Annotated in this window: 12 protein-coding genes; all 12 read left to right on the forward strand. The window is 69.8% G+C overall.

Going from position 1 to position 13,547, the window contains the following annotated elements; all coding sequences use genetic code 11:
* Nucleotides 1-16: 16 nt before the first annotated feature.
* The 12 genes from DEFCA_RS0109720 to DEFCA_RS0109775 all read left to right on the forward strand — a co-directional run bounded on the left by DEFCA_RS0109720 (nt 17) and on the right by DEFCA_RS0109775 (nt 13,525).
* Nucleotides 17-1,198, forward strand: coding sequence for an ABC transporter substrate-binding protein (locus DEFCA_RS0109720; protein WP_025322829.1), 1,182 nt, complete (start codon nt 17-19; stop codon nt 1,196-1,198).
* A 300-nt stretch (nt 1,199-1,498) separates the two neighbouring features.
* The gene (locus DEFCA_RS0109725; protein ID WP_025322830.1) at nt 1,499-2,356 is read left to right on the forward strand and encodes a branched-chain amino acid ABC transporter permease; all 858 of its coding nucleotides are present in this window, start codon (nt 1,499-1,501) and stop codon (nt 2,354-2,356) included.
* Nucleotides 2,357-2,381: 25 nt separating this feature from the next.
* Nucleotides 2,382-3,335, forward strand: coding sequence for a branched-chain amino acid ABC transporter permease (locus tag DEFCA_RS0109730; RefSeq protein WP_025322831.1), 954 nt, complete (start codon nt 2,382-2,384; stop codon nt 3,333-3,335).
* Nucleotide 3,336: 1 nt separating this feature from the next.
* Complete coding sequence (locus DEFCA_RS0109735) at nt 3,337-4,056, forward strand: ABC transporter ATP-binding protein (protein WP_029733868.1); 720 nt, start codon at nt 3,337-3,339, stop codon at nt 4,054-4,056.
* Between the two features lie 10 nt (nt 4,057-4,066).
* The gene (locus tag DEFCA_RS0109740; protein ID WP_025322833.1) at nt 4,067-4,768 is read left to right on the forward strand and encodes an ABC transporter ATP-binding protein; all 702 of its coding nucleotides are present in this window, start codon (nt 4,067-4,069) and stop codon (nt 4,766-4,768) included.
* Nucleotides 4,769-4,781: 13 nt separating this feature from the next.
* Nucleotides 4,782-6,611, forward strand: coding sequence for an aldehyde ferredoxin oxidoreductase family protein (locus DEFCA_RS0109745; RefSeq protein ID WP_025322834.1), 1,830 nt, complete (start codon nt 4,782-4,784; stop codon nt 6,609-6,611).
* 7 nt (nt 6,612-6,618) lie between these two features.
* The gene (locus tag DEFCA_RS0109750; protein ID WP_025322835.1) at nt 6,619-7,959 is read left to right on the forward strand and encodes an aspartate aminotransferase family protein; all 1,341 of its coding nucleotides are present in this window, start codon (nt 6,619-6,621) and stop codon (nt 7,957-7,959) included.
* A gap of 182 nt (nt 7,960-8,141) precedes the next feature.
* On the forward strand, nt 8,142-9,116 hold the full coding sequence (locus tag DEFCA_RS0109755) for an ABC transporter ATP-binding protein (protein ID WP_025322836.1): 975 nt from the start codon (nt 8,142-8,144) through the stop codon (nt 9,114-9,116).
* A complete protein-coding gene (locus DEFCA_RS0109760; protein ID WP_025322837.1) occupies nt 9,116-10,153 on the forward strand; it encodes an ABC transporter ATP-binding protein in 1,038 nt (345 codons plus the stop codon). Before DEFCA_RS0109755 ends, DEFCA_RS0109760 begins: the two co-directional genes overlap by 1 nt.
* A complete protein-coding gene (locus DEFCA_RS20625) occupies nt 10,150-11,646 on the forward strand; it encodes an ABC transporter substrate-binding protein (RefSeq protein WP_025322838.1) in 1,497 nt (498 codons plus the stop codon). The genes DEFCA_RS0109760 and DEFCA_RS20625 overlap by 4 nt, the downstream gene beginning before the upstream one ends.
* Nucleotides 11,647-11,711: 65 nt before the next feature.
* Nucleotides 11,712-12,641: a nickel ABC transporter permease gene (gene nikB, locus DEFCA_RS0109770; RefSeq protein WP_025322839.1), complete on the forward strand. Its 930-nt coding sequence runs from the start codon at nt 11,712-11,714 to the stop codon at nt 12,639-12,641.
* Nucleotides 12,638-13,525, forward strand: coding sequence for an ABC transporter permease (locus tag DEFCA_RS0109775; protein WP_025322840.1), 888 nt, complete (start codon nt 12,638-12,640; stop codon nt 13,523-13,525). Before nikB ends, DEFCA_RS0109775 begins: the two co-directional genes overlap by 4 nt.
* The last annotated feature ends 22 nt before the right edge of the window (nt 13,526-13,547 follow it).

Consider the following 13,547-nt stretch of genomic DNA (forward strand, 5'->3'; position numbering starts at 1 on the left):
AAAAAGGAGGTGGACCATGAGGGGAAGATGGGCCAAGCGGCTGGGCATGGCGCTCGCGGTGACCCTGGGGATGGGCTCGGCCTGGGCGGCCGACACGGTGAAGATCGGGGTCGTGGGGCCCCGCACCGGCGGGGCGGCCGCCACCGGCAAGGCGTTCGAGGAGGGAATCCAGATCGCCCTGGACTACGTGAACTCCCACGGCGGGGTGCTGGGCAAGAAGCTCGAGGTGGTGTTCGAGGACACCGCCGGCTCCCCCGACAAGGCGGCGGCCGCGTTCGAGCGGCTGGTCACCCGGGACAAGGTGGCCATGGTCCTGGGCGAGAGCCACTCGTCCGCGGCGCTCGCCGAGATCGAGGTGGCCAACCGGCTCCAGGTGCCGTTCGTGGTGGTGGAGGCATGGGCGGACCCGATCACGGCCAAGAACTACAAGTGGGTGTTCCGGGCAGGCCCGTCGAACAGCGGGGTGGTCAACGAGACGATCGCCAAGTGGGTCGAGCACGAGGGCTTCAAGCGGGTCTACATCGTGGCGGAGAACACGGACTGGGGCCTCGGGATCAAGGGGCTGTGCGAGAAGGCCCTGAAGAAGCGGGGCATCCAGTACGCCTCCCTGGTCACGGAGCGGAAGGCCCAGGACCACTACACCGAGCTGGCGAAGATCAAGCAGTTCGATCCGGACGTGGTGCTCGCGTTCGTGTACGGCACGGGGCTCCACTACTTCATCGCCCAGGCCGGCGAGGTGGGCCTCACGCCCAAGGCGGTGATCCTGGACGGTGCCGGGCCGCCGAGCCTGTGGCCTGACTTCTGGACCAACGTGGGCGAGTACGGGGACAAGGAGTGCTTCGTGTCGTCGATGCACGAGAAGGTGGAGCTCACCCCGCTGGCCACCCACTTCCGCAAGGCGTACATCAAGGCGTTCGGCAAGAAGCCCTCGGACTACAAGTCGCGATCGATCTTCGACGCGATCCTGATCGCGGCCGACGCCATCAACCGGGCGGGCTCCCTGGACGCCGGCAAGATCGTGTCGGCCCTGGAGACCACGAGCCTCGAGGTCACCCGGGGCACGGTGCGGTTCGGCACCACCAAGGGCGGACCCGAGTACCACCACTGGATGCCCCCCATGCTCGTCATCCAGTGGCAGAACCGGGAGCAGGTGGTCCTGTACCCGCCCCAGGCGGCCACGGGCAAGCTAAAGCGCTAGTGGCATGGTTCGCACGTTCGTGCATTCCCCGACTCGGTGGGGCTGGGGGCCCCTCCTTCGCTGAACGGCCTCGCAGGGGCCACCGCGGCGCGGTCCGCTGCGACGCGTGAGAGCACGCGCCGCGGCCGCTCCCCTGACGCCGGGCGGCCCGGGCTGCTCGGCCGTCGCGCTTCGTCGGAACCCCCAGCCCCACCGCCGGAATGGATATACGTTTCTGCGGAACGGAACACTAGCCCACCGCGGCAGGGGAGGGCCTGGCAGGGCCCTCCCCTGCCGGAACCCGTCCTTCGGAGGAGCCCGATGTTCTCGCTCGCCGTCGTCAACGGCCTGGTGATGGGCACGATCTACGCCCTGGCGGCCCTGGGGGTGTCGCTGGTGGTGGGGATCATGAACGTGATCAACTTCGCCCACGGCGAGTTCTACATCCTGGCGGGCTACTTCAGCTACCTGTTCGCCGACGCCCTGGGGTGGCCCGTGGCGGCGGCCATGGTCGCGGCCGTGGCGCTGGTGTTCGCGGCCGGGGTGCTGGTGGAGTACCTGCTCATCCGGCCCACCTACGGCAACGACATGTACTCGCTCATCCTGACCTTCATCCTGTCCATCGTGCTCCAGAACGCGTACCTGCACATCTTCGGCCCCTACCCCAAGAAGCCCCCCAACTGGGTCAAGGGCGCCACCAACTTCTTCGACCAGTTCTACTACGGCAACCAGCGGCTGGTGGCCCTGGCGGCCGGGGCGGCGGTCATCGGGGCGCTGTTCGTGCTCATCAAGACCACCTGGTTCGGCCGGGTGGTGCGGGCCACGAGCCAGGACCGGGAGATGGCCGAGATGAACGGGGTGAACACCGTGGGGGTGAACCTGGTGAGCTTCGGGCTGGGCTGTGCCCTGGCCGGGGCGGCCGGGGTGATCCTGAGCCCCATCTTCCCGGTGACCCCCACCGCGGGGGTGGCGGTGGCCCTCACCTCGTTCGTGATCGTGGTGCTGGGGGGCATGGGCTCGCTGTGGGGGTGCGTGGTGGGCGGGCTGGTGATCGGGCTGGTGGAGAGCTTCGGCGCCACCTACGTGTCCACCGGATACAAGCACCTGTTCGACTTCGTGATCCTGCTCGGGGTGCTGCTGGTGCGGCCGTCGGGCCTGTTCGGAAAGCCCGCCGCATGACCCTGGACTCAAGGGAGACCCGACCGTGAAACGCCTCCGTTGGCGCTGGTGGATCGGGGCCGCCGCGTTCGTGGCCGTGCCGTTCGGCCTCGACAGCTACGCGCTGCACGTCGCCATCACCTGCCTGTTCTACGCGATGATGGCCACCAGCTGGAACCTGATCGCCGGATACACCGGCCAGGTGTCGTTCGCCCACGCCGCGTTCGCCGGCATCGGCGCCTACACCTCGGGGCTCCTGGCCGTGAAGGCCGGGGTGCCGCCCTGGATCGGGATCGCCGTGGGCACGGCCGCGGCCGGGGCGTTCGGCTTGATGCTCGGGGTGCTGTGCCTGCGGATGGGGGGCATCTACCTGTCCCTGGCCACCCTCGCGTTCTCCGAGATCCTGTCGATCGTGGTCCAGAACGAGTACGAGGTCACGCGGGGAACCATGGGCCTCCAGATCCCGGGGCTGCTCCCCACCTACTCGAAGCTCAGCTACTACTTCGTGTTCCTGGCCGCGGCCGTGGGCACGGTGTGGCTGGTGGTGCGGCTGATCCGCTCGGACCTGGGTCTCAGCTTCCGGGCCGTGCAGAACGACGAGGCCGCGGCCGCGGCCAGCGGGGTGGACGTGGTGCGGATCCGCGTCCTGGCGTTCACGGTGTCGAGCGCCCTGGCCGGGCTTGCCGGCGGTCTGTTCGGGCACTACCTGCTCCTCATCACCCCGACCCTCCTGTCCCTCGACCAGATGTTCCTGGTGCTGGCCATGGCGGTGATCGGGGGGCTGGGCTCCCTGTGGGGGCCGGTGGCCGGGGCGTTCTTCCTGGAGATCCTCTCCGAGTACATCCGGGCGTGGGGCGAGTACCACGTGCTGGCGTTCGGCCTGGTGGCCCTGGTGGTCGCCCGGTTCGCGCCGGACGGCCTCGCAGGGCTCGCGCGGGCGGTGCGCAAGGGCCCGCCCGCCCCGGGGAGGCCGGCGCCGGCCGCCGGGGGGAGGAGCTGAGATGCCGATCCTGGTCGGTAGGGGGCTCGGCAAATCGTTCGGCGGGGTCACCGCGCTCGACGGCGTGGACTTCGCCCTGGAGGCGGGCCAGATCACGGGGCTCATCGGCCCCAACGGCGCGGGCAAAACCACCCTGTTCAACGTGGTCGCCGGGGCCCTGAGGCCCACGGCCGGCAAGGTGCTCCTCGACGGCACTGACATCACGGGTTGGAGGCCCAACCGGATCTGCCGGTCCGGCGTCGCCCGCACCTTCCAGATCACCCGACCGTTCGCGGACATGACCTGCCTCGAGAACGTGGGCGTGGCCGTGGTGAACCGCCGGCACCCCCCGGCCGGGGGGTGGGAGGACGAGGCCGCCGCCCTCCTGGAGACCGTGGGCCTCGGGGGCCGGGCGGCGACCCGGGCGGGCCAGCTCAACCTGATCGAGAAGAAGAAGCTCGAGATGGCCCGGGCCCTCGCCTCGAACCCCCGGGTTCTGCTCCTGGACGAGGTGCTGGGGGGCTTGAACACGGCCGAGATCGGCCAGGCCGTGGACCTGATCCTGCGGCTCCGGGAGGAGGTGGGGGTCACCGTGTTCTGGATCGAGCACATCATGGGGGCCATCATGCGGGCCGCCGACCGGATCATCGTGCTGGACCAGGGCCGGAAGCTCATGGAGGGCACCCCCGAGGAGGTGGCCCACGACCCCAGGGTGATCCAGGCCTACCTCGGGCACAGCTGAAGGGATGCCGATGCTGGAAGTGGCGGGCGTGGACGTGTTCCGGGGGGAGAGCCAGGTCCTGTGGGACGTGTCGCTGCGGGTGGGACCCGGCGAGCGGGTGGCCGTGCTCGGCAGCAACGGCGCCGGCAAGAGCACGCTGATCGCGGCGATCCTGGGCGCCGTGCGGCCCAGCCGGGGAGACATCCGGTTCCGGGGCCAGAGCCTGGTGGGGAAACGGCCGTACCAGGTGGCCCGGATGGGCATCGCCATCGTGCCGGAGGGCCGGCGGGTGTACCGGGACATGACCGTGTACGAGAACCTGGAGATGGGCGCCTACCCGCTCCGGGCGAGGGCCGCGCTCCGCGAGTCCATGGACCGGGTGTTCTCCCTGTTCCCGGTGTTGGCGGAGCGCCGCAGCCAGAGCGCCGGCTCCCTGTCGGGCGGCCAGCAGCAGATGCTGGCGATCGGCCGGGCCCTGATGAGCCGGCCCGAGTTCCTCATCGTGGACGAGCTGAGCCTGGGGCTCGCGCCCCTGGTGACCCAGGAGATCTTTGCGGCGCTCGACTCCCTGGGCGAGGGGATCACGGTGATGCTGGTGGAGCAGAACGTCGAGATGGCCCTGCGCCACTCCCAGCGGGCCTACGTGCTGGAGAGCGGCCGGGTGGCGAGGGAAGGCCGCTCCGCGGATCTCGCGGACGACCCGGAGATCCGGCGGGCGTACCTAGGGCTTTGAGAGGAGGGTCCCCATGTACGGATGGCACGGAAAACTGCTTCGGGTGAACCTGAGCCGGAGGACGACCTCGTGGGAGGAGATCCCGCCCGCGGTGCTCAAGGACTACGTGGGCGCCCGGGGTCTGGGCATCCGCTACCTGCTGGACGAGGTGGACCCCGCCTGCGACCCCCTGGGCCCGGAGAACAAGCTGATCTTCTCCACCGGCCCCCTCACCGGCACCCGGGCGCCCACCGGGGCCCGGTACATCGTCACCACCAAGTCCCCGTTGACCGGCGTGCTCACCTGCGCCAACTCGGGGGGGTTCTTCCCTGCCGAGCTTCGGCGGACCGGGGTGGACGCGATCGTGTTCGAGGGCTGCTCGGACGAGCCGGTGTACCTGTGGCTGTCGGACGGCCGGGCCGAGCTGCGGCCGGCCCGCGACCTGTGGGGAAAGACGACCCACGAGACCACCGACGCCCTGGTCGCGGCCCACGGCCCGGGAACCCGGGTGGCCTGCATCGGCCCCGCCGGCGAGAACCGGGTGCGGTTCGCGTCGATCATGAACGACAAGGACCGGGCCGCCGGCCGGTCGGGCGTGGGGGCGGTGATGGGGGCCAAGAACCTCAAGGCCGTGGCGGTCCGGGGGACTACCCCGGTCCGCCTCCACGACGAGGAGGCCTTCCGGTCCGCGGTGAAGCGCTACCTGGACCGGTTCCACGAGACCTACCGAGACGAGCCCCCGCCCCTGCGCAGCTACGGCACCGCGGTCACCGTGATGGGCACCCAGAACGTGGGCGTGTTCCCCACCCGGAACTTCCAGACGGGCCAGTTCGAGCAGTGGGAGGCCCTCCACGGGGAGACCCTGACCCAGCGGTTCCTGGTGAAACCCAAGGCCTGCTTCTCGTGCCCGATCGCCTGCGGCCGGGTCACCCGGGTGGACGAGCCCGGGTACGAGGGCGAGGGGGAGGGCCCGGAGTACGAGACCGTCTACTCCCTGGGGAGCGACTGCGGGGTGGCCGACCTGGCCGCCGTGACCAAGGCCAACTACCTGTGCAACGAGCTCGGCCTCGACACCATCAGCATGGGCGCCACGATCGCCTGCGCCATGGAGATGTTCGAGAAGGGCATCCTGACCGAGGCCGCGGTGGGCATGGAGCTGCGCTTCGGCAACGCCCGGGCGCTGGTGGAGCTGACCCGGATGACCGCCCACCGGGAAGGGTTCGGCGATCTCCTGGCCGAGGGGAGCCTGCGGCTGGCCACCCGGTTCGGCCACCCCGAGTTGGCGGTGACGGCCCGGGGGCAGGAGTTCCCCGGCTACGATCCCCGGGGCGAGCAGGGCATGGGCCTCGCCTACGCCACCTCGCCCATCGGTGCGTCCCACATGCGGGGGGACCCGGCGTACATCGAGATCCTGGGCGTGCCCACCCTGATCGACCCCCTGGAGTGGAAGGGCAAGGGCGAGCTGGTGGCCGAGTGGCAGAACACCTTCGCCCTGATCGACGCCGCCGGCCTGTGCGTGTTCTTCACGATCCGAAACCTGGTCACCCCCGACCGGCACGTGCGCCCCACCGGCATCCTCGAGCTCCTGAACGCGGCCACCGGCGCCGGGTACACCCTGGAGGAGCTGGAGCGGGCCGGGGAGCGGATCTTCAACGCCGAACGCCTGTTCATGATCCGGGCCGGGTCGGGGGGGAAGGACGACACCCTGCCGCCCCGGATGCTCCGGGAGCCCATGCCCGACGGGCCGGCCAAGGGCATGGTGGTGCACCTGTCCGAGATGCTCGAGGAGTACTACCGGTTCCGGGGTTGGGACGCCGAGGGGAACCCCACCCCAGAGAAGCTCCGGGAACTCGGGCTGGGGTGATCGTCCCATGTCTTTCGTGTTCCTCCGGAAGCCCGGGCGCCCCTACCCCGTGGCGGCCCGGGCCGAGGGCGTGTGGATCTGGGACACCGAGGGCCGGCGCTACCTCGACGGGTGCTCCTCGGCCTGCGTGGTGGGCATCGGCCACGGCGTGCGGGAGGTGGAGGAGGCCGCCCTGGCCCAGCGCCGGGCCGTGAGCTTCGTGCACGGCGCCACGTTCCTGACCGAGGCGTGCGAGCGGTTCGCGGCGCGGGTGGCCGGCCTCGCCTCCGACCCCCATCTGGACAAGGTGTATCTCGTGTCCACCGGCACCGAGGCGGTGGAGACGGCGGTGAAGCTCGCCCGCCAGTACTGGCAGGAGGTGGGCGAGCCCAGGCGGCACAAGGTGATCTCCCGCTGGGGCTCGTACCACGGCAACACCGTGGGCGCGCTGGCCTACGGAGGCCATGCGGGCCGGCGGCGGCCCTATGACCCCCTCATCCCCCACACCCCCCACATCGAGCCGTGCTACTGCTACCGGTGCCCCTACGGGCTGCAGCCCGACCGGTGCGGCCTGGTGTGCGCCGAGGCCCTGGACCGTGCGGTGCGGTTCGAGGGCCCGGAGACCGTGGCCGCGTTCCTGGCCGAGCCGGTCGTGGGCGCCACCCTGGGCGCGGCCGTACCCCCGCCGGGCTACTGGCCCCGCATCCGGGAGATCTGCGACGCACACGGCATCCTCCTGATCGCGGACGAGGTGCTCACCGGAGCCGGCCGCACCGGCAGGGGGCTGGCGCTGGAGCACTGGGGCGTCTCGGCGGACCTCGTGACCCTGGCCAAGGGGCTCGCGAGCGGGTACGCGCCGGTGGGCGCGGTGCTCGCCCACGCGAAGATCCACGATGCCATCCGGGACGGATCAGGGGCCTTCGTCCACGGGTTCACCTACAACCAGCACCCGGTCGCCATGGCGGTGGGGGACCGGGTGCTCCGGTACCTGGAGGAGCACCGTCTGATCGACCGGGCCGCCCGGATGGGCACGGTGCTCCTCGAGCGGCTCCGTACCCTCTCGGACCTGCCCGTGGTGGGCGACGTGCGGGGCATCGGTCTCCTGGCCGGGATCGAGTTCGTGGCCGACCGGGATACCCGGGAGCCGTTTCCGGCCCAAGCCGGCTTCGCCTGGAGGGTGGGGGAGGAGGCCCGGAAGCGCGGGCTTCTCACCTACCCCGGCACCGGCTGCACGGACGGCCTCCGGGGTGACCACGTGCTGATCTGCCCGCCGTTCGTGATCGACGAAGACGAGATCTCGTTCCTGGTGGACCGCCTGCGGGAGGCCGTGGAGGCCGCCGGCAACCCCGCGGATGAACGCGGTTCCTGACGCCACGACATGGGCGGGCCGGACGGGCCCGCCCACGATGCCCAGCCTTCCTCCCACACACCAAAACATCTTTTGATGCTTGACAGGAATTTCTGAAGCAGATAGGATCCGCCGCACAAGGATCAATCTTTCCCATACGGAAACATCCGCCCGATCCACCGTCTCCGGCCCCAGGAAGGTCCATGGCCCTCCTCGAGATCCGCGGCCTCCAGACATACTTCAAGACCCCCCAGGGAACCGCCCGTGCGGTGGACGGCGTCGACCTGACGGTGCGCGAGGGGGAGGTGCTGGGGGTGGTCGGCGAGTCGGGGTGCGGCAAGAGCGTCATGGCCCTGTCCGTGCTGCGGCTCCTGCCCCGGCCCCCGGCGTTCTTCGCCGGAGGCCAGATCCGATTCCGGGGCACCGATCTTCTTCGGCTCTCCGACGAGGAGATCCGAAGGATCCGGGGCAACCGGATCAGCATGATCTTCCAAGAGCCCATGACCGCCCTGAACCCCGTGTTCACCGTGGGGAACCAGCTCTCCGAGGTGTTCCGGACGCACCAGCGGCTCTCCCGGGCCGAGGCGCGCCAGCGGGCCGTGGAGATGCTGGGTCTGGTGGGCATCCCTTCCCCCCAGCGCCGGTACCGGTCTTACCCCCACGAGATGTCCGGCGGCATGCGCCAGCGGGTGATGATCGCCATGGCCCTGGCGTGCCGGCCCGACCTGCTGCTCGCGGACGAACCCACCACGGCCCTGGACGTGACGATCCAGGCCCAGATCCTGGACCTGATGAAGGAGCTGCGGGAGCAGCTGGGCACGGCCATCGTGCTCATCACCCACGACATGGGGGTGGTGGCCGAGATGGCCGACCGGGTGGCCGTGATGTACCTGGGCCGGGTGGTCGAGGAGGCCGAGACCCGGGAGCTGTTCGAGCGCCCCCTGCACCCCTACACCCGGGGGCTCTTGCGCGCCATCCCGTCGGTGTCACAGGAGAAGAGCGAGCTGTTCGAGATCCCGGGCACCGTTCCGAGCCCGGTGAACCTGCCCGACGGGTGTCCGTTCCACCCGCGGTGCCCCGACCGCCAGGAGGGGTGCCGGCGCGAGCGGCCCGTGCTGGAGGAGCTCCATGCCGGCCACCGGGTCGCCTGCTGGGTGGCCCAGGGGGGAAGCGCCTGATGGCCCCCCTCCTGGAGGTCCGGGACCTGGTCAAGCACTTCCCGGTGCGTACGGGTTTTTTCGGCCGTCGAACCGCACGGGTGCACGCGGTGGACGGCATCTCCCTCACCCTGAACGAGGGGGAGGTCCTCGGCCTGGTGGGCGAGTCCGGCTGCGGCAAGTCCACGGCCGGCCGCGCCATCCTCCGGCTGATCGAGCCCACCTCCGGCACCATCCGGTTCGACGGCCGGGACGTGCTCGCCCTCTCCCCCCAGGAACTCCGGCCGCTTCGGCGGGAGATGCAGATCGTGTTCCAGGACCCGTTCGGGTCCCTGAACCCCCGGCTCACCGTGGGCCAGATCGTGGAGGAGCCCCTGCGCACCCACCACTGGGGCCGCCGGAGCGAACAGCGGGACCGGGTTGCCGAGGCCCTGCGCACGGTGGGGCTCCTTCCCGAGCACATGGACCGGTTCCCCCACGAGTTCTCCGGCGGCCAGCGCCAGCGGATCGCCATCGCCCGGGCCCTGGTGCTGCAGCCCCGTTTGGTGGTGGCGGACGAGCCGGTCTCGGCCCTGGACGTGTCGGTGCAGGCCCAGGTGCTGAACCTGCTCAAGCGCCTCCAGGCGGAGATGGGCGTGGCCTACCTGTTCGTCTCCCACGACCTGGGGGTGGTGCGCCACATGAGCCACCGGGTGGCCGTGATGTACCTGGGCCGGATCGTGGAGGAGGGTCCCACGAGGGCCCTGTTCGAGGACCCGCTCCACCCCTACACCCGGGCCCTGCTCGAGGCCGTGCCCCACCCCGATCCGGGCCGGAGAGGTTCCAGGCCCGCCGTGCTCCGGGGGGACGTGCCGTCGCCCCTGAACCCGCCCACGGGCTGCCGGTTCCATCCCCGGTGCCCCGAGCGCATGGACGTGTGCGGCCGGGAGATGCCTCCCTGCACCGAGATCCGACCGGGCCACGTGGTGGGATGCCACCTGTACGCCTCGGGAACCGGCCGACGGAAAGCGGGCCGTCGGCCCCTCGTCTCCACCCAGGGAAAGGAGGAAGAGCCATGAGACACCGCTGCTTCGTTCCGTTGTTCGCGGCCGTCTGCCTGGTGCTCGGCGCGCTCCCGGGCCACGCCCGGGACACCGACACCCTCGTGGTGGTCCAGGAGGCCGAGCCCGTGGGCCTGGACCTCATGCAGAGCTCCATCCAGACCACGATGAGCGTGTGCTACAACATCCACGAGACCCTGTTCCACCCCCAGGAGGACGCCTCGGTCAAACCGGCCCTGGCCGAGCGGTGGGAAAAGGTGGACGACCTCACCTGGAAGATCTACCTGCGCAAGGACGCCAAGTTCCACAACGGCGAACCGGTGACCGCCCAGGCCGTGAAGTTCTCCTTCGACCGGATCATGAACCCCGACTTCAAGTCCCCCCACCGGGGCAAGCTCTCCGCGTTCACCAAGCTGGAGGTGATCGACGACTACACCTTCACCATCTCCACGGAGAAGCCCTACGCGCCGGGCCTGTACATCCTGGGGTACTACCTGCCGATCGTGCCCCCCAAGTACGTCCAGGAGGTGGGGGACACCCAGTACAACATGAAGCCCGTGGGCGCCGGCCCGTACAAGCTGGCCAAGTGGGTCCGGGGTCAGGAGGTGGTGCTGGAGCGGTTCGAGGGGTACTACGGCCCCAAGCCCGCTTACAAGCGGGTGGTCTTCCGGGGGGTGCCCGAGGAGGCGGCGCGCATCGCTGCGGTGCTCACGGGCGAGGCCGACGTGGTGAGCGGCATCCCGGTCCATCAGCGCAAGCGGATCCTCGAGTCGGGCAAGGCCTACCTCACGAACCAGATGGGGGTGATGCCGTACCTGGGGCTCAACACGTACAAGCCCCCGTTCGACGACGTGCGGGTGCGCCAGGCCATGAACTACGCCATCAACCGCGAGCTCATCAACAAGGCCCTGTTCGACGGTAAGGCCATCCTGTGCGCCGGCCCCATCAGCCCCCGCACCTTTGGCGCGGACCCCACCCTGAAGCCCTACCCCTACGATCCTGAAAAGGCGAAGAAGCTCCTGGCCGAGGCCGGCTATCCCGACGGGTTCGAGGCCCGGTTGGCGTACCCCACCTACATGTCCCAGATCCAGGAGCAGGCCGAGGCCATCGCCGCCGACCTGGCCAAGGTGGGGGTGCGGGTGAAGCTGGAGCCGTTCGAACGGTCCGTGATGTGGCAGCGGTACAAGCAGCGCAAGCACCAGATGTACATCTACTGGTGGGACGACGCCCCCGAACCCGACCGGTACATGTACGCCCTGTTCCACTCCAAGAGCCGCGACTACTACTACAAGAACCCCAAGGTGGACGAACTGCTCGACAAGGGGCGCACCATCCTCGACCGCCAGGAGCGGGCCAAGGTGTATCACCAGATCGACCGGCTTCTGTACGAGGACGCCCCCTGGGTCTACCTGTACGTGGTCCCCGAGGTGTTCGCGGTGGCCAACGACGTGGACTACCAGGGCCGGCGCGACGGCTTCCTGAACATGCGCTGGGCCAAGCCCAAGAAGTAGAAACCCCGGGGGCGGGGCGCCGGCCTCGCCCCCCTTTCCCCCTTTGATCGAGAACAGGACCGGCCGTGGGACGCTACATTCTAAAACGCCTATGGCACACCGTGTTCGTGCTGCTGGGCATCTCGGTGATCAGCTTCTTCTTCATCCGGCTGTCCGGCGACCCCGTGATGCTCCTGCTGCCCCAGGACGCCACCATGCAGGAGATCGAGGAGATGCGCGAGCGCCTGGGGCTGAACGACCCGCTCCCGGTCCAGTACGCCCGCTTCCTGGGCAACGCCATCCAGGGCGACCTGGGGGAGTCCCTGTACTACCACACCCCGGCGCTGGGCCTGATCCTGGAACGCCTCCCCGCCAGCCTGGAACTGGCCGTGGCCGCCATGGGCATCGCCCTGGCGGTGGCGGTGCCGCTCGGGATCCTGTCGGCCGTGAAACGGGGGTCCCTGTTGGACCTGGGGAGCATGGTGGCCGCCCTGTTCGGGCTGTCCATGCCCCACTTCTGGCTCGGCATCATGATGATCCTCCTGTTTTCCGTGAAGCTCGGCTGGCTGCCCACCTCGGGGCGGGGCACCTGGGCGCAGCTCGTGATGCCGGCCGTCTCGCTGGGGATGGGGCTCATGGCCATGTTCGCCCGGCTGACCCGGTCGGTGATGCTCGAGATCCTGGGGCTCGACTACGTGCGGACGGCCCGGGCCAAGGGGCTGCGGGAGCGGGTGGTCATCGGCAAGCACGCGCTCAAGAACGCCCTCATCCCGCTGGTCACCGTGGCCGGCATGCAGTTCGGGTTCCTCATCGGGGGCACGGTGATCATCGAGACCGTGTTCGCCTGGCCCGGCGTGGGCCGCCTGGTGGTGCAGTCCATCTTCAACCGCGACTACCCCCTGGTTCAGGCCTCGGTGCTGGTGCTCGCCGTGATCTTCGTGCTGGTGAACCTGCTCGTGGACCTGCTCTACGTGTACCTGGATCCCCGGATCAGCTACCAGGAGGACCGGCCGTGACCGCCGCGGCCCCGGCCCTGCGCCGGCTTGGGGATACGCTGACGGAACTCCAGCGCCACCGCCAGGCCCTAGTGGGGGGGGCGTTGCTCGCCCTCATCGTGGGCACGAGCCTCCTGTTCCCGCTGTTCTACCCCAAGGACCCGCTCGCCCAGGACCTCCTGGCGCGGCTCCAGCCCCCGTTCTGGCAGGAGGGTGGGTCCCTGGCCCATCCCCTGGGCACCGACAACCTGGGCAGGGACGTGCTGGCCCGCATCCTGTACGGCAGCCGGGTGTCCCTGATGGTGGGGTTCACCTCGGTGCTGGTGGCCGAGCTGGCGGGCATCGTGCTGGGGCTCGTGTCCGGCTTCTACGGAGGACGGGTGGACTCCGTGATCATGCGCACGGCCGACGTGTTCATGGCATACCCGTTCATGCTGCTCACCATCTCGGTGATCGCCGTGCTCGGCAGCTCCATGACCAACCTGATCCTGGTGCTAGGGCTGTCGGACTGGACCACCTACGCCCGCACCGTGCGGGGCAGCGTGCTGTCGATCCGGGAGAAGGAGTTCGTGGAGGCCTCCCGCGCCGTGGGCACCCCCGGCCGGGTGATCCTGTGGCGCCACGTGCTGCCCAACGTGGTGTCCCCCGTGGTGGTGCTGGGGACGCTGCGGGTCGCCAGCGTGATCATCTGGGAGAGCGGCCTGTCCTTCCTGGGCATGGGCGTGCCGCCCCCCATGCCCACCTGGGGCCGGATGCTGGCCGAGGGACGGGTGTACATCACCGAGGCGTGGTGGCTCGTCACCTTCCCGGGTCTGGCCATCATGGTGACCATTCTGGCGATCAACCTCCTGGGCGACGGCCTCCGGGACGCCCTGGACCCCCGGCTGCGTAACATCGTGAGCTGAGTTCAACAACGGAAAGGGACCT

The sequence above is a fragment of the Deferrisoma camini S3R1 genome, from assembly GCF_000526155.1.
GTDB classification, from domain to species: Bacteria; Desulfobacterota; Deferrisomatia; order Deferrisomatales; family Deferrisomataceae; genus Deferrisoma; species Deferrisoma camini.